This window comes from Mycolicibacillus koreensis (assembly GCF_002104795.1).
GTDB lineage: Bacteria > Actinomycetota > Actinomycetes > Mycobacteriales > Mycobacteriaceae > Mycobacterium > Mycobacterium koreense.
In genome coordinates this window covers 22,560-38,939 of record NZ_NCXO01000030.1, presented here as the reverse complement: position 1 = coordinate 38,939, position 16,380 = coordinate 22,560, and the positions used below count along the sequence as shown (strand labels likewise).

General features: G+C 68.3%; 15 protein-coding genes and 2 tRNA genes. 10 read left to right on the top strand and 7 right to left on the bottom strand.

Annotated elements, in window-relative coordinates:
- Positions 1-24: 24 nt before the first annotated feature.
- A complete protein-coding gene (locus tag B8W67_RS13365) occupies positions 25-1,248 on the bottom strand; it encodes an MFS transporter (RefSeq protein WP_085304479.1) in 1,224 nt (407 codons plus the stop codon).
- A 59-nt stretch (positions 1,249-1,307) separates the two neighbouring features.
- Positions 1,308-2,534 carry an oxygenase MpaB family protein gene (locus B8W67_RS13360; RefSeq protein ID WP_069393491.1) on the bottom strand — a complete coding sequence of 409 codons (1,227 nt, stop codon included), beginning with the start codon at positions 2,532-2,534 and terminating at the stop codon, positions 1,308-1,310.
- A gap of 98 nt (positions 2,535-2,632) precedes the next feature.
- Here B8W67_RS13360 and B8W67_RS13355 point away from each other — a divergent pair, with 98 nt between their 5' ends.
- The 5 genes from B8W67_RS13355 to B8W67_RS13335 all read left to right on the top strand — a co-directional run bounded on the left by B8W67_RS13355 (position 2,633) and on the right by B8W67_RS13335 (position 5,904).
- Positions 2,633-3,235, top strand: a complete 603-nt coding sequence (locus B8W67_RS13355; protein ID WP_163797143.1) for a TetR family transcriptional regulator — start codon at positions 2,633-2,635, stop codon at positions 3,233-3,235.
- A gap of 75 nt (positions 3,236-3,310) precedes the next feature.
- Positions 3,311-4,108, top strand: a complete 798-nt coding sequence (locus tag B8W67_RS13350; RefSeq protein ID WP_069393489.1) for a fumarylacetoacetate hydrolase family protein — start codon at positions 3,311-3,313, stop codon at positions 4,106-4,108.
- On the top strand, positions 4,105-5,580 hold the full coding sequence (gltX, locus tag B8W67_RS13345) for a glutamate--tRNA ligase (protein WP_085304478.1): 1,476 nt from the start codon (positions 4,105-4,107) through the stop codon (positions 5,578-5,580). Before B8W67_RS13350 ends, gltX begins: the two co-directional genes overlap by 4 nt.
- A 96-nt stretch (positions 5,581-5,676) precedes the next feature.
- Positions 5,677-5,748, top strand: a tRNA-Gln gene (locus tag B8W67_RS13340).
- An 83-nt stretch (positions 5,749-5,831) separates the two neighbouring features.
- A tRNA-Glu gene (locus B8W67_RS13335) sits at positions 5,832-5,904 on the top strand.
- 131 nt (positions 5,905-6,035) lie between these two features.
- On the opposite strand, the gene B8W67_RS13330 is transcribed toward B8W67_RS13335, so the two are convergent.
- Positions 6,036-6,530 carry a pyridoxamine 5'-phosphate oxidase family protein gene (locus B8W67_RS13330; RefSeq protein WP_069393487.1) on the bottom strand — a complete coding sequence of 165 codons (495 nt, stop codon included), beginning with the start codon at positions 6,528-6,530 and terminating at the stop codon, positions 6,036-6,038.
- Between the two features lie 21 nt (positions 6,531-6,551).
- A complete protein-coding gene (locus B8W67_RS13325) occupies positions 6,552-7,253 on the bottom strand; it encodes an IclR family transcriptional regulator (RefSeq protein WP_085304477.1) in 702 nt (233 codons plus the stop codon).
- A gap of 50 nt (positions 7,254-7,303) precedes the next feature.
- Here B8W67_RS13325 and leuC point away from each other — a divergent pair, with 50 nt between their 5' ends.
- The 3 genes from leuC (at position 7,304) to B8W67_RS13310 (ending at position 10,158) form a co-directional block, all read left to right on the top strand.
- Positions 7,304-8,716, top strand: coding sequence for a 3-isopropylmalate dehydratase large subunit (gene leuC, locus B8W67_RS13320; RefSeq protein WP_085304476.1), 1,413 nt, complete (start codon positions 7,304-7,306; stop codon positions 8,714-8,716).
- Positions 8,717-8,752: 36 nt separating this feature from the next.
- On the top strand, positions 8,753-9,349 hold the full coding sequence (leuD, locus tag B8W67_RS13315; protein ID WP_085304475.1) for a 3-isopropylmalate dehydratase small subunit: 597 nt from the start codon (positions 8,753-8,755) through the stop codon (positions 9,347-9,349).
- A 242-nt stretch (positions 9,350-9,591) separates the two neighbouring features.
- Entirely contained in the window at positions 9,592-10,158 is a 567-nt protein-coding gene (locus B8W67_RS13310) for an HU family DNA-binding protein (RefSeq protein WP_085304474.1), read from the top strand.
- Positions 10,159-10,238: 80 nt separating this feature from the next.
- Here B8W67_RS13310 and mutT1 read toward each other — a convergent pair whose 3' ends face one another.
- The 3 genes from mutT1 to cofC all read right to left on the bottom strand — a co-directional run bounded on the left by mutT1 (position 10,239) and on the right by cofC (position 14,083).
- Complete coding sequence (gene mutT1 / locus B8W67_RS13305) at positions 10,239-11,150, bottom strand: 8-oxo-(d)GTP phosphatase MutT1 (protein ID WP_085304473.1); 912 nt, start codon at positions 11,148-11,150, stop codon at positions 10,239-10,241.
- Between the two features lie 53 nt (positions 11,151-11,203).
- Positions 11,204-13,366, bottom strand: a complete 2,163-nt coding sequence (locus B8W67_RS13300; protein ID WP_085304472.1) for an RNA degradosome polyphosphate kinase — start codon at positions 13,364-13,366, stop codon at positions 11,204-11,206.
- Positions 13,367-13,435: 69 nt separating this feature from the next.
- The gene (gene cofC, locus B8W67_RS13295) at positions 13,436-14,083 is read right to left on the bottom strand and encodes a 2-phospho-L-lactate guanylyltransferase (RefSeq protein ID WP_085304488.1); all 648 of its coding nucleotides are present in this window, start codon (positions 14,081-14,083) and stop codon (positions 13,436-13,438) included.
- A 147-nt stretch (positions 14,084-14,230) separates the two neighbouring features.
- Between cofC and B8W67_RS13290 the strand changes: the two genes are divergently transcribed.
- A complete protein-coding gene (locus tag B8W67_RS13290; protein ID WP_069393480.1) occupies positions 14,231-15,238 on the top strand; it encodes an NAD(P)H-dependent glycerol-3-phosphate dehydrogenase in 1,008 nt (335 codons plus the stop codon).
- Positions 15,239-15,285: 47 nt separating this feature from the next.
- Positions 15,286-16,380, top strand: coding sequence for a D-alanine--D-alanine ligase family protein (locus B8W67_RS13285; RefSeq protein ID WP_234793987.1), 1,095 nt, complete (start codon positions 15,286-15,288; stop codon positions 16,378-16,380).

Here is a 16,380-nt window from a genome sequence, read left to right as displayed (position 1 = left end):
TCACAGCCGGCTGAACGCGACCGTTCAGCTCCGTGAGGTATCGGCCTCTGATGTGGTGGGTGCCGATCGTGACCCGTCGGGGTCGGCGGGGATCAGCGGCCAGGCCAACAGTGCGACCACCCCGCAGACGCCGAATGCGAGCGGATAGCTCGCCGCGTCGACCAGCACACCGAACAGTGGGGGACCGGCGGCCGCGGTGAGCCGCTGACTGGTGTTCTGCACTCCCAGCGCCCGGCCGCTCCAGTACGGTCCGGCCATCTCAGCGATCGCGGTCGAGGACAATCCGTTGTCCAAGACGGTGACCACCGCCGCGACGACCATCACCGCGGTGGCGGCCGCCCAGCCCAAAAAGGTGGTCAGTCCCAACAGAACCATCACCAGACAGCTCGCCACCGCCAGGATGCGGATCGGTCCCAGCCGCGAACCCACCCGGTCGGACCACCGGCCGGCGACGATCCTGAACGCCGCACCCAACAGCTGGGCCACGGTCACCAAAGTGCCCGCCGTCCCGATCGACAGATCCTGTTCGCGGATCAGCCAGACCAGCATGAACGTCGCGATCACGCACTGCGGCACCATCATCGCCGCCGAGGCGACGTGGATGCGCCACAGTGTCGAGGAGCCCCGGTAAGGGCTGACCAGGTATTCGGCCGGCGCCTCCGTGCGCGGTGGGCGCGGCGGATCGAGTACACCGAGCGCACAGGCCACCGCGGCCACCGTGCAGATCATCGCCGGGAACTTCAGCGCCGGTTCGAGGCCATGCTGGGCGAAACGCGGAATCACCATGGCCCCCAACGCGATACCCAACGGTTGGGCGGTTTGACGAATCCCCATCACCAGGCCGCGTTGGTGAGCGGGGAACCAGCCGGCCACCAGCCGTCCGCTGGCGGTGTTGGCGCACGCGGCCGCCATACCGCCCAGGAACAGAAAAACGCCGACGGCGGGCAGTGAATGCATCGACGCCGCGGCGAAACAGGCACCACCGGTCAGGGCCATACCGAAACTGAGGACGACGCGTTCACCGATGCGGTCGAGCAGGTAGCCCCAGCCGAACAGGGTCAACACCATTCCGGCGCTGGGCATCGATGCCAGCAACCCGGCCTGGGCGAGGTTGGTGTCGCGTTTGCTCTCCAGCATCGGGATGACGAAGGCGATGCCGTTGATGAAGGTGAACGCGCACAAGGTGGCCAGCAGCGAGACAATCAGAATCCACCACCGCGTCGCGGTGCTGATCGACTGCACGGGCACCGGTTGATGGTGCCACAACGGCTGCGGCCCGGTGGCGGGTGCCGCCGCGGTCGGCCGGGTCAGCCGGTCTTGGCCTGCGGGCCGGCGGCGAGCTTGTCGTGGCGACGGTAGCTGCGGTCACCACCGGTCTCGGTGAAGCCGCGCTGAACGAACCTGCGGCGACTCCACTGACCGATCTCCTCGTTGAGCCGGGTCACCCCGGGGAGCAGCCGCGGCAACTCCAGCACCCGATTGACCGCTGAAATCCCCAGCACCGCGGCCTGCATCGGCTTATTGTCGGCCAGGCCCAACTGATCGGCGTTGCGGTTGCCCAGCACCAGTCGGCTGTACGAAGAGAGCATGGCGCGCGCCACCCGCATGGCGGCGTCGTCGTCGTCCTGGTCGCCGTGCAGCGCCTGGGCCAATTTCAACGAGTCCTCGTCGGGCAGGAATTCGGTGTCGGCCTGCAGCCAGAACAGCCGCCAGGTGTCGGGCTCGTTGGCAGGCATCAACTCCGGATCCACGCCCATCAGTTGGCCGATGTAGCGCCACAGGTGATACACCGCCTCGCGCTCCCGGGCGGAGAAGCGCAGCCCCATCGCCTGGCATCCCACCAGGTTGGCGAGGGAGAACAGCATCACGGTGCCCGACATCTGAGCCTGGTTGAGTGGGTGGTCCCACTGCTCGAAATCCCAGTCCGGGCGGCGACACATCGCCGAGCGGACGATGGCGTGCATCAGTCGTACCCGCAGCGTGCCGGTGAATCCGGCAGCGAAGCGCTCCAGGCCGCCGGGGGAGGTGACGTCGATGTACCAGGTGGCGGTCTCGTTGAGCCGCCGCGGCGCCATTCGGCGCAGGTCGCCGGTGCCGACGAGCGGCTTGTCGGCCTTGGACGCCAAATAGCCACCGGTCAGCGCCAACCCGGGCAAGGCGAAGCCGATACCCCACAGCCCGGTGCGCATGCTCACCCGGATGGCCAATTCGATCTTGTCGTCGTCGAGCCAGTAGGGCCGGGTGTCGACCTGCTCGAAGAACGCCACCAACTCGGCGGGCGGATCGTCGAGGGCGTCGATGCCGTGCTCGACGGCGGTCTCGAAGAGTCGGCGCCCCTCGCCGGTGGGCAGACGCTGGATCATCGTCACGACCCCGTCGGCGAGCGGGTCACCGATCTGGGCGTAGCGGCGGAATGCGTCGCGCTGGGCGGGTGTGGCCCGCAGGTCCCGTGGGGCCAGGAGCCGCAGGAACACGTTGAAGGGGAACCCCTTGAGGAAGGGGGGCGTCGGCAGCTTGGTGTTCGTGGACGTCATCGCGGATCCTTCCCACCCGGTCCAGGGTATCTGGTGACAGTCTTCACCAGATACCGGGGCGGGTCAAGGATGCGGGCACAAATGTGACAATGGGGGCTATGGCGGGCGCACGAACTTACGGCGGTGCCACCCACAGCGAGCGGCGATCGAAGCGGCAGGCGGCGCTGCTTGACGCCGCCCTCGACGCCGCGGCGGCCGAGGGGGTGGCGGCGATGACCGTGCGCGGGGTCTGCACGCGGGCCCGGCTCAACGACCGGTACTTCTACGAGAGTTTCCGCACGGTCGACGAGCTGGTGGCGGCCCTCTTCGACGACCAGATCACCCGGGCGTTCGGCGCGTTGCTCCCGGCGATCGAAACGAGCCCCCCTGACCCGGTTCAGCGCGCCCGTGCGGCCATCGGCGCGGGACTGAACTTCCTGGACGGCGATGCGCGCCGGGGGCGGCTGCTGATCGAGGCGCAGACCACCGAGACGCTGCGGGCCCGCTGGCGTGACCTGGTCAAAATGCTGGCCCAGGTCATGGCCGACCAGGGACGGGTGTTGCTGGCCGGCCAGGAGGCGGTGGATCCCGACATCGACCTCGCGGCATTGACCCTGGTCGCCGGCGGGTTCGAGGTGGTGACGCTGTGGCTGCGCGGTGAGCTCGCCGTCGAACGTGACCACCTGGAGGACTTCCTGGTGCGGATGGTCACCGCCCGTTAGGGGCGCGGGGCTGGTCGCGCCGAGCCGTTGCGCCCGGCTGCGCCGCGCCGGCCCGCTGCGCCTAAGCTGTCTCGAATGCGCCTCGGTCGAATCGCCAGCCCGGACGGGGTCGCCTTCGTCGGCATCGAAGGTGAGCCTGAGATCGCCCGCGAGATCGCCGAGCATCCCTTCGGCACACCGACGTTCACCGGACGCTCCTGGCCGCTGGCCGACGTGCGGATCCTGGCGCCGATCCTGGCGACCAAGGTCATCTGCATCGGCAAGAACTACGCGGCGCACATCGCCGAGATGGGTGCCGAAGCCCCCGCCGATCCGGTCATCTTCCTGAAGCCGAACACTGCGATCGTAGGGCCCAATGCGCCGATCATGTTGCCGGCCAACGCCTCTCCGGTGCACCACGAGGGGGAGCTGGCAGTGGTGATCGGTCGGCCCTGCAAGGACGTTCCGGCCGCACGCGCCGGCGACTACATCTTGGGTTACACCATCGCCAACGACGTCTCCGCGCGCGACCAGCAACAAGCCGACGGCCAGTGGACGCGGGCCAAGGGTCACGACACCTTCTGTCCGGTCGGCCCGTGGATCGTCACCGATCTCGATCCCGCCGACGTCGCGATACGCACCGAGGTCAACGGTGTGGTCCGCCAGCAGAGTCGGACCTCGATGATGATCCACGACGTCGGGGCGATCGTGGAGTGGATCTCGGCGGTCATGACGTTGCTGCCCGGCGACCTCATCCTCACCGGCACCCCCGAGGGGGTCGGCCCCATCGAGGACGGCGACACGGTCGCGATCACCATCGACGGGATCGGCACCCTGTCCAATCCCGTTGTTCGCAAGGGGCAGAGCACCGAATCGGTTAAAGGAGGAACATGACGGTTCGGGTGAGGTTCTGCCCTTCGCCCACGGGGACACCGCACGTCGGGCTGATCCGCACGGCCCTGTTCAACTGGGCCTACGCGCGTCATACCGGCGGCACACTGGTTTTCCGCCTCGAGGACACCGACGCGCAGCGTGACAGCGAGGAAAGCTATACCGCCCTGCTGGATGCGCTGCGATGGTTGGGCATCGACTACGACGAAGGCCCCGACGTGGGCGGCCCCTACGGGCCCTACCGGCAATCCGAGCGCAAACAGCTGCACCGCGAGGTGGTCGACCGATTGTTGGCGGCAGGGGAGGCCTACGAGGCGTTCTCCACGCCCGAGGAAGTCGAGGCCCGCCACCTCGCCGCGGGGCGCAACCCGAAATTGGGCTATGACAACTTCGATCGCGATCTCACCGACGATCAGCGCGACGCCCTGCGCGCGCAGGGCCGTCGGCCCGTGGTGCGCCTGCGGATGCCCGACGAGGACCTGGGCTGGAACGACCTGGTGCGCGGCGTCACCAACTTCCCGGCCGGCAGCGTCCCGGACTTCGCGCTCACCCGGGCCAACGGCGACCCGTTGTACACGTTGGTCAACCCGGTCGACGACGCGTTGATGAAGATCACCCACGTCCTGCGCGGCGACGACCTGCTGCCGTCGACGCCGCGGCAGATCGCGTTGTACCGCGCGCTGATCCGCATCGGGGTTGCCGACCAGGTGCCCGAATTCGGGCACCTGCCCAGCGTGCTCGGTGACGGGAACAAGAAGCTGTCCAAACGCGACCCGCAGTCGAACCTGTTCGCCCACCGCGATCGGGGGTTCATCCGGGAGGGGCTGCTGAACTATCTCGCGCTGCTGGGCTGGTCGATCGCCGACGACCGTGACGTGTTCTCGATGGAGGAGATGGTCGCCGCCTTCGACGTGGTCGACGTCAACTCCAACCCGGCCCGATTCGACCAGAAGAAGGCCGACGCGATCAACGCCGAACACATCCGGTTGTTGGCACCGCAGGACTTCGCCGCGCGGTTGGCCGAGCATCTGCGTGCCCACGGCCACGACACCGGGCTCGATGACGAGCAGTTCGCGGTGGCCGCAGACCTGGTCCAGACCCGCATCGTCGTGCTCGGAGACGCGTGGGCGTTGCTGCGGTTCCTCAACGACGACATCTATTCACTCGATCCGAAAGCAGCGGCCAAAGAACTTCGCGCCGCCGCGCGCCCGGTGCTCGGCGCGGCGGTCACCGCCCTCGACCGGGTCACCGACTGGCGGACCGCCGCGATCGAGGCCGCATTGAAAACGGCTCTGCTGGAGGATCTGCAACTCAAACCACGCAAGGCGTTCGGCCCGATCCGGGTGGCGGCCACCGGCGCGGCGATCAGCCCGCCGCTGTTCGAATCGTTGGAGTTGCTGGGGCGCGAACGCAGCCTGGAGCGACTGCGCGCGGCGGCCGCCGGACTCCCCGAGGAAGCGCCGGAGAATATTTGATAGTCTGCACGTCGGCCCTCAACGGCGGCCAGTGACGGCTCCCGGCGCACACCACGTCGACGAAACCCGTCGCTAGCAGCGGTTTTAGGTGTCCAGTGGGGTATGGTGTAATTGGCAACACAGCTGATTCTGGTTCAGCCATTCTAGGTTCGAGTCCTGGTACCCCAGCAGAAGTGTTCACCGGCAACGCTCGCCACGGCGATTAGGTGGACACCCCGGGTTACGCTATGCTGACAGCCCGGATCAGTTCTGGCCCCGTCGTCTAGCGGCCTAGGACGCCGCCCTCTCACGGCGGTAGCGTGGGTTCGAATCCCATCGGGGCTACAACTCGGAAGCGGCGCGTACGCGCCGCGCGAGCAGACGCAGAAGGTCCCCCATCGCTCAGTCGGTGGGGGACCTTCTGCGTCGGTGCTATCTGCGTCGGTGCTATCTGCGTCGGTGCGCCCCGGCCCGGCCTACTGGGGCGCGGTGGAACCGGCCAGCGGCATCGCCGGCAGTCCCAGTTTGCGGTGATCCCAGGACCGGGTGCGCCGGGTGCGGATGCGTACCGCCACCCGCTTGTTCATCATCGCGTCGACGGCCGGGCGCATCTCGTCGCTGTAGGGGCCGGTGTAGCGCTCCCACACGCTGATCCCGACACGCAACAGCGTCTCGGGGTCCTCAACGATCTCGGCGGTGCCCTCGAACGAGACGCCGCGCAGCGTGTCGTAGGTCTGCCCGCCCTCGATGAGGAAACTCACCCGCGGGTCGCGGCGCAGGTTCACGGCCTTCTGCGACTTGGCCTTCGTCTCCAACCAGATCTCGCCGTCGAGCACCGCGTACCACATCGCCGTCAGATGCGGCTGGCCGTCGCGGCCGATCGTGGCCAGGGTGCCGGTGCGGCTGGTGGTGACGAAGTCGGCGATCTCGGCGTCGGACATGAGGATCTGTGCGCGCTGGTTGGTTCCCATGTGAGTCAGTCTGGCAGGCGATCACAGGCGCTCGGTAAGCGCATCGGCGACGCTGAGCAGGTCGGCGGCCCATCGTTCCCCGGGCCGGCGGCCCATCCGGTCGATCGGTCCGGACACCGAGATCGCGGCGATGACCGCGCCCCCGGCGTCGCGCACCGGTGCCGAGACGCTGGCGACGCCGGGCTCGCGCTCTGCGGCGCTCTGCGCCCAGCCGCGCCGCCGGACATCGGCCAGTGTCCGGTCGCTGAACTTCGCCTCCGGCAGCACCGCCGCGCGCAACTCGGCGTCGCCGTAGGCCAGCAGCACTTTGGCGCCGGATCCGGCGGTCATCGGCAGCCGTGCCCCCACCGGAACGGTGTCGCGCAGGCCGGCGGACGGTTCCAGCGCGGCGACGCAGACCCGCCAGGTGCCGTCGCGCCGGTACAACTGCACGCTCTCGCCGGTGATCTCGCGCAGCTGCGGCAACACCGCGGCGCCGGCGGCGAGCAGCGGATCGCTGACGTGGGTGGCCAGTGCGGTGATCGTCGGCCCCAGTTTCCAGCGCCCGTCCTCGCCTCGCCGCAGCAGGCCGTGCGTCTCCAGGCCGGAGGCCAGCCGGTGCGCGGTGGCGCGGGGCAACCCGGTGCGTTCACACAGGTCGGCGAGCCCGCACGGCGCTTCGGCCACCGCGTGCAACACCCCGACGGCTTTATCGAGAACGCCAATGCCGCTATCCTGTCTCATAGAGAGATACTAACGTCTCATATAGTGAGATTGCGACAGTGGGAGATCCGATGAGTCAGCGACCACGCACCTTGGCGGAGAAGGTCTGGGATCAGCACGTGGTGGTGTCCGGTGGGGGCACCGAACCCGATCTCATCTACATCGACCTGCATCTGGTCCACGAGGTCACCAGCCCGCAGGCTTTCGACGGGCTGCGCCTCGCCGGTCGGCCGGTGCATCGCCCCGACCTGACGATCGCGACCGAAGACCACAATGTGCCGACCGTCGACATCGACAAACCGATCGCCGATCCGGTGTCGCGCACCCAGGTGGGGACCCTGCGGCGCAACTGCGCCGAGTTCGGTATCCGGCTGCACCCCATGGGTGACATCGACCAGGGCATCGTGCACATCATCGGGCCGCAACTGGGCTTGACCCAGCCGGGAATGACCGTCGTCTGCGGCGACAGCCACACCTCCACCCACGGCGCGTTCGGCGCTCTGGCGATGGGGATCGGCACCTCCGAGGTGGAGCACGTGTTGGCCACCCAGACGTTGTCGCTGCGCCCGTTCAAGACGATGGCGGTCAACGTCGACGGCGAACTGCCGCCCGGGGTCAGTGCGAAGGATCTGATCCTGGCGGTGATCGCCAAGATCGGCACCGGCGGTGGACAGGGCCACGTCATCGAATACCGTGGCAGCGCCATCGAATCGCTGTCGATGGAGGCGCGGATGACCATCTGCAACATGAGCATCGAGGCCGGCGCCCGAGCCGGCATGATCGCTCCCGACGCCACCACCTACGAGTTCCTGCGCGGCCGCCCGCATGCGCCGACGGGACAGCAGTGGGACGACGCCGTCGCCGCGTGGGACCAACTGCGCACCGACGAGGGCGCCACCTTCGACACCGAGGTGTTCCTCGATGCCGCCGATCTGAGCCCGTTCGTCACCTGGGGAACAAACCCCGGCCAGGGCGTCCCGCTGGCCGACGAGGTGCCCGACCCGCAACTGCTCGGCGACGAGGTCGCGCGACGGTCCGCGGAGAAGGCCTTGGAGTACATGGATCTTCGCCCCGGCACCCCGATGCGCGACATCGGTGTCGACGTGGTCTTCGTCGGCTCCTGCACCAACGGCCGCATCGAGGATCTGCGAGTCGTGGCCGACGTGCTGCGTGACCGGACCGTCGCCGACGGTGTGCGGATGCTGATCGTGCCCGGCTCGATGCGGGTGCGCGCCCAGGCCGAAGCCGAGGGGCTCGGCGACGTGTTCACCGCCGCCGGCGCCCAGTGGCGTCAGGCGGGATGTTCGATGTGCCTGGGGATGAACCCCGACCAACTGGCGACCGGCGAGCGTTGCGCCTCAACGTCCAACCGCAATTTCGAGGGCCGCCAAGGCAAGGGTGGGCGCACCCATCTGGTCTCTCCGGCCGTCGCAGCGGCCACCGCGGTGCGCGGCACCCTGTCCTCGCCCGCCGACCTGACCTGACCTGACCTGACCACCTCAGCACTCCAGGAGAGAAGCATGGAAGCCTTCCACACCCACACCGGTATCGGTGTCCCGTTGCGGCGCTCCAACGTCGACACCGACCAGATCATCCCGGCGGTCTACCTCAAGCGGGTCACCAGGACCGGTTTCGAGGACGGGTTGTTCGCCTCGTGGCGCACCGATCCGTCGTTCGTGCTCAATCTCAGCCCATTCGACAAGGGATCGGTTCTGGTCGCCGGACCGGATTTCGGTACCGGATCCTCACGCGAACACGCCGTGTGGGCGTTGATGGACTACGGGTTCCGCGCCGTCATCTCCTCGCGGTTCGCCGACATCTTCCGGGGCAACGCGGGGAAGGCCGGCCTGGTGGCCGCCGAAGTTGACCAAGACGGGGTGGAGTTGCTCTGGAAGCTCATCGAAGAACACCCCGGGCTGGAAATCACTGTCGACCTTGAAAATCGGACCGTCAGTGCTGGAACCGCCGTGCTGCCGTTCAGCATTGATGATTACACCGCCTGGAGGCTGCTCGAAGGCCTCGACGATATCGGCCTTACGCTGCGCAAACTCGACCAGATCACCGAATTCGAGGCTACCCGGCCGGCATGGAAACCGCGGACGATCACGACCGGATGAACACCTGTGGAGAGCGCTCGGGAGCGGTCTCGGGAGCGGTCTCGAGAGCGGTATAGTCGTCGCCGCGAGCCACTTTGCGTCGCCGCGTGAAGCGCGTAACGGCCCCCTCCCGATAGCGCGGTGCGACTGCCCGACACGACATTTCTGCTCGCAACCTTGCGTTTTGCATGGAAATCAGTCCTTTTAGGGTTTACCGTGTCCCCTAGTCGGTCCAAGGCGGACCACCGATTTCGGAGGACTGGATGAACAAAGCAGAGCTGATCGACGCCCTCACGGAGAAGATGGGCACCGATCGCAAGCAGGCGACCGCCGCCGTGGAGCACGTGGTCGACACGATTGTTCGCGCGGTGCACAAAGGTGAAAGCGTCACCATCACCGGCTTCGGTGTGTTCGAGAAGCGTCGGCGCGCTGCGCGTGTCGCCCGCAACCCGCGCACCGGCGAGACGGTGAAAGTGAAGCCGACGTCGGTTCCCGCATTCCGGCCGGGCGCACAGTTCAAGGCCGTCGTCTCCGGGTCGCAGCGGTTGCCGGCTGCCGGTCCGGCGGTCAAACGCGGTATCGCCACGGCCGCTCCGGCGAAGGCCGCCAAGAAGACCGCGGCCAAGAAGACCGCGAAGAAGGCGGCGGCGAAGAAGAGCACCGCGGCGAAGAAGGCCGCCACCAAGGCGACCGCGAAGAAGACCGCAGCCAAGAAGGCGCCGGCGAAGAAGGCCGCTACCAAGGCGACTGCGAAGAAGACCGCGGCGAAGAAGACGACCGCGGCGAAGAAGACCGCCAAGAAGACGACCGCGCGTCGCGGCCGTAAGTAGTCACCGCGGCACTGAACGACCCCTGACGATGCGTCGTCGGCACCGATGCCGGCGGCGCATCGTCGTATCGGGACCCCGTGTCAGCGCGCAGCCAACGGACTGCCGAGGTGGTCGGCGGCGAGCAGGCGCCCCTCCGACAGCGAGAGCACCCAGATGCTGCCCTTGCGGTTGCGGGACTTGTCCGGGCGCACACCGTCGCGGTCGCACCACCAGCCGATGAGGTCGGGAATCACCTTGCCCTGGGTGCAGATCACCGGGATTCCGGGCTTGTCGGCGATCTCGAGCACTCGCCGACGTCCCGGTTTGGGACGATCGGCGTAGGCCTCCTCCGACAGCGTCGGTTCGCTGTCGATCGCCACGTCGAGTCGGTCGGCCAACGGCTGAACGGTCTGCTCGCAGCGCAGCCGATCGGCGGCGTGGACATCGGTGGCTCCGAAGGCCAGCAGTACGTCGGTGAGCGCGCGAGCCTGGGCGCGGCCGTTCTTGTCCAGGGGGCGTTGACGGTCATCACCGGAGAAACGCCGCCTGCTGCCGGCGGTGGCGTGCCGCACGATCAGCACCGTTCGGGTCTCGGCCGGTTTCTTGGCGAAGCGGCGCAATACCTTCCGGTCGGTGGTGTAGCCGAGCAGTTTCATCGCCTCGGGGACCGGCAGCCAGGTGAGGTCATCGACTTCGTCGTTGGGCGCGAAACGGCCCCCCTGGCTGCACGCCGCCCAGTAGCGCACCCGTTTGGTGGCGTTGGTCAGCGGATAGCTGACGGTCTCCAGGTAGCGGCCGAGTTGGGCGTGAAACCCGGTCTCCTCGAGGATCTCGCGGACCGCGGTCACCGGTTCGACCTCGCCGTCGTCGACTTTGCCCTTGGGCAGCGACCAGTCGTCGTAGCGGGGCCGGTGCACCAGGGCCACCTCCACGTCGCCCGACGGTGCGGCCGGGTCGGCTCGACGCCACAGCACCGCGCCCGCAGCGCACACCAACTTCTCTGGTTTGGGCACCTGTCATCTCCTGACGGCTGAAGCGGTCGGTCCGGATCGGCGACGGTGTGCGATCAAGGGCTGCGGCGACTCTTCATCAACGCCACCTGATGGTCGCGGACGGTCTGCCCCTCCCGCGGCGACGGGGTCCACTTGCCGTCGGGACCGAGTTCCCAACAGCGGGTCGCCGGGTTCAGCGCTGAGTCGAACACCTCGGAGAGCTGACCGGCCAGCCGCGGGTTCTTCACCTGCACCATCACCTCCACCCGGCGATCGAGGTTGCGGTGCATCATGTCGGCGCTCCCGATCCAGAGCTCGTCGATCGCCCGGAAATGAAACATTCTGGAGTGTTCCAAGAACCGGCCGAGAATCGAGCGGGCGACGATGTTTTCGGAGAATCCCGGAACCCCGGGGCGCAGCGCGCAGATGCCGCGCACCACGATCTCGACCGGAACCCCGGCCCGTGACGCGCGGTAGAGGGCATCGATGACCTGCTCGTCGACGAGAGCGTTGGCCTTGATACGGATCCGGCCGGTCCCGCTGTCCCGGTGGGCGGCAACCTCGGCGGTGATCCGTTCGATGATTCCCGCGCGGATACCGCTGGGCGCCACCAACAGGTTGCGGTAGGCGACGTTGCGGGAGTATCCGGTCAACGAGTTGAACAGGTCGGTCAGATCCGCCCCGATGTCGGGGTCGGCGGTCAGAATTCCGACATCCTCGTACAGTCGGGCGGTTTTGGAGTTGTAGTTGCCCGTGCCGATGTGGCAGTAGCGTCGGATGACCGCGCCTTCCCGGCGCACCACCAGGGCGGTCTTGCAGTGGGTCTTCAACCCCACCAAGCCGTAAACCACGTGGACACCCGCCTGCTCGAGAGCTCGGGCCCATTTGATGTTGGCCTGTTCGTCGAACCGGGCCTTGATCTCGACCAGGGTCACGACCTGCTTGCCGGCCTCGGCGGCATCGATGAGGGCGCGAACGATCGGGGAGTCACCGGAGGTGCGGTACAGGGTTTGTTTGATCGCCAGCACGTTGGGGTCCGCGGCGGCCTGCTCGATGAACCGCTGCACACTTGTGGAGAACGAGTCGTAGGGGTGATGCACCAGGATGTCGCCTTCACGCAGGGTGGCGAAGATGCTCTTCGGCGTCTCCCGTTCGGCGAAGGCGGGGTGGGTGGCAGGTACGAACGCCGGATCCTTCAGGCCCGGCCGGTCCAATTTGTACAGCTGCCACAACGCCGACAGGTCCAGCATGCCGGGCACATCGATCACATCGCCGGGGTCGACGTTGAGTTCACGCAGCAGCAACTCCAGCATGTGTTCGGTCATGTCGTCGGAGACCTCCAGGCGCACCGGCGACCCGAACCGGCGCCGAGCCAACTCCCGCTCCAGCGCCTGCAGCAGATCCTCGTCGCGGTCCTCTTCAACCTCGAAGTCGGCGTTGCGGGTGATCCGGAAGACGTGGTGCTCAACGATCTCCATGCCCGGGAACAGCACCGGCAGGAACGCCGCGATCAGTTCCTCCATCGGCAGGAAGCGGGCCACCGGCGGACCGTCGCCGTCGGCGGTGTCCTCGGCGAGCTCGACGAACCGGTCGACGTTGTCGGGAACCTTGACCCGGGCGAAATGCTGGCCGCCGTCATCGGGTTGGCGCACCGTGACCGCCAGGTTCAAGCTCAGCCCGCTGACGAACGGGAACGGGTGGGCCGGGTCGACCGCCAGCGGGGTGAGCACCGGGAACACCTGCTCGTGGAAATAGGTCGACAAGCTCGCGCGTTCGGCGCGGTCGAGATCCGCCCACGTGACCACGTGGATGCCCTGCTCGGCCAGCGCCGGGCGCACCGAGTCCAGAAACACCCGAGCGTGGCGGTCCTGGCTCTGCTGGGAGCGCTCAGCGATGCGGCGCAACTGTTCCCGCGGGGTCAGACCGTCAGCGGAGCGCACCGACAGACCCATCTCATCGCGACGTTTGAGTCCGGCGACGCGCACCATGTAGAACTCGTCGAGGTTGGAGGCGACGATCGCCAGATACTTCGCCCGTTCCAGCAGCGGCATCGACGGGTCGGCGGCCAGGGCCAGCACCCGCTCGTTGAAATCCAGCCAGCTCAACTCGCGGTTGAGGTAACGGTTCTCCGGAAGGGCGTCGTGCTCGGGCTCGACGGTCTCCGCCGGCGGCGCGGTCGGTGCCGTGTCGGCCGATCGCCGCTCGTCGCGCTCGGTGCTCAGCTGAATCTCGGTCACACTGCGATCATTCCCTAGTTCCGGGGGTCATCGCCACCGATACCGCCACCGATACCGCCACCGATACCGTTACCGGGAGTGCGCGGAGGTGTCGATCACCGCCGTGGTCGACGCGCCCACACCCAGCCGTCGGGCCGCCGCCAGATCGGCAGGGGTGTCGATGTCGCAGCGCAACCCGGGCCAGCGCCCGGTCAATTCGACTGCCCCCGACCGGCGGTGGTGCTCCCGCGAATCGTTGCCGAATCGGGCGTCGAGAGGCACCCCGAACGCGAAGAGTGCCGCGGTGCCGCTGCGGTGGCGGTCGGCGACGAAACTGCGCTGGTGGGCAGAGGCGGCGTCGATGGCGGCACCGAGTTCCTCGGGACGCAAGGCCGGCAGATCACCCTGCAGAACAACGATATTCGCGGTCAGATCGGCAACCGTCCGTTCGGCATGGGTGATGGCGTGGTTGAGCGGGTCGCGGTACCCCGGTGGGGCGGCGTCGACGACGATGCGCGCACCCAGGCGCCGTGCGCTGGCCGCCACCCGCTCGTCGGGGGTGACGACGGTGATCGTGGTGACCGCGGGAACGGCCGTGGCGGCGGTCACCGTGTCGGTGAGCATCGCGAGCACCAACGCCTCGCGGGTGGGCGGGTCGAACGCGGAGGCCAGGCGGGTTTTGGCGCCGGTCAGCCGTTTGACGGCGATGATCAGCCCCAGCGCGGTCGGCGGGCTCACGGCCGGGTCGGCCGGGCCGGTCGTGCGCGGCAGAACATGGCTGTCATCCTGCCAGCAGCACACCCACGCGGTCGCGACGCGGGTTTGCCCTGCGGGCTCGCGGGTCCCGCTCGCTAGGGTGATATCGGCGAGCGCAGAGGAGGGGCGATGGTCGGCAACGACGGCGCGGTAGCGGTGATGGGTGCCGGGGCCTGGGGCACCACGTTGGCCAAGGTGCTGGTCGAGGCGGGTACGCCGGTGCGGTTGTGGACCCGTGAAGACGCTGTCGCCGAGGAGATCAACGCCACCCGGTACAACTCGGGATATCTTCCGCAGGTGCGGCTGCCCGATGGGCTGACGGCCACCTCCGACGCCGCCGCGGCCCTCGACGGCGCGACCACGGTGCTGCTGGGGGTGCCGGCCCAGGCGTTGCGTGACAATCTCGCGCGGTGGACGCCGCTGCTGGCGCCCGGGGTCACCCTGGTCAGCCTCGCCAAGGGCATCGAACTGGGCACGCTGATGCGGATGAGCCAGGTCATCACCTCGGTGACCGGTCTGCCCGCCGAGCAGGTCGCGGTGCTGTCGGGCCCGAACCTGGCCAGCGAGATCTCGGTCGGCCAGCTCGCCGCCACGGTGATCGCCTGCCCCGATTCGGCGCGGGCGGTGGCGGTGCAGCGGATGCTGGCCACCGGCTACTTCCGTCCGTACACCAACACCGACGTGATCGGCACCGAGATCGGCGGCGCGTGCAAAAACGTCATCGCGCTGGCCTGCGGGATGGCCGCCGGGGTGGGTCTCGGGGAGAACACCGCCGCGGCGATCATCACCCGCGGGCTCGCCGAGATCACCCGCCTCGCGGTGGCGCTGGGTGCCAAAAACGAGACACTGGCCGGGTTGGCCGGGGTGGGGGACCTGGTGGCGACCTGCACCTCACCGCACTCCCGCAACCGCAGCTTCGGTGAGCGCCTCGGGCGCGGCGCCAGCGTGGCCGAGACCCTGGCCGAGTCGGGCACCCTGGTCGAGGGGGTCAGCTCCTGTGAGTCGGTGCTGGCGCTGGCGTCGAGCTACGACGTGGAGATGCCGCTCTCCGACGCGGTGTACCGGGTCTGCCACCAGGGCTTGTCGGTCGACGAGGCGATGATGTTGTTGGTCGGCCGACGCACCAAGCCGGAGTGAACCTGCCGCACCGTGGCCCCACCGCCCACAGGTAGCCTCTGTGAATTGTGACTGACCGTGTCCGGGTCGCCGTGGTGTTCGGCGGCCGCAGCAGCGAACACGCCATCTCGTGCGTCTCGGCGGGCAGCATCCTGCGCAACCTCGATCCGCAGCGTTTCGAGGTGGTCGCGGTCGGCATCACCGCCGAGGGGACATGGGTGCTCACCGATGCCGACCCGGACGCGTTGGCGATCACCGACCGGCAGTTGCCCGCCGTCACCGCCGACCGCGGTGCCGAGCTGGCGCTCACCGCCGACCCGCAGCGCGCCGGCCAGATGGTGGCGCTGGAGGCCGGGCGGGTGCTCGACGCCGTCGACGTGGTCTTCCCGGTGCTGCACGGGCCCTACGGCGAGGACGGCACCATCCAGGGGCTGCTGGAGTTGGCCGGTGTGCCCTACGTGGGGGCCGGGGTGCTCGCCAGCGCCGCCGGCATGGACAAGGAGTTCACCAAGAAACTGCTCGCCGCCGAGGGGCTGCCGATCGGAGCGTACGCGGTGTTGCGTCCCGCCCAGCCCACACTGAGCCGCGAGGACCGCGAGCGGCTCGGCCTGCCGGTATTCGTCAAACCGGCCCGCGGGGGCTCCTCGATCGGGGTCAGCCGGATCGGGCACTGGGATGAGCTGGACGCCGCGATCGCCGCCGCGCGTCGCCACGACCCGAAGGTGATCGTCGAAGCGGCGATCGACGGGCGCGAAGTCGAATGCGGGGTACTGGAGTTCCCCGACGGTACCGTGCAGGCCAGCGCACTCGGGGAGATCCGGGTGAGCACCGCCGACGGCGAAGACGCCTTCTACGACTTCGCCACCAAATATCTGGACAACGTCGCCGATCTCGACGTGCCCGCCGACGTCGACCCGGAGACCGCCGCCCAGATCCGATCCCTGGCGGTGCGGGCCTTCGCCGCGATCGACGGGCAGGGGCTGGCCCGGGTGGACTTCTTCCTCACCGCCGACGGGCCGGTGATCAACGAGATCAACACCATGCCCGGGTTCACCACGATCTCGATGTACCCGCAGATGTGGGCCGCCAGCGGGGTGGACTACCCGACGCTGCTGGCCACCATGGTCGACACCGCGCTGGCCCGCGGCACCGGGCTGCGCTGA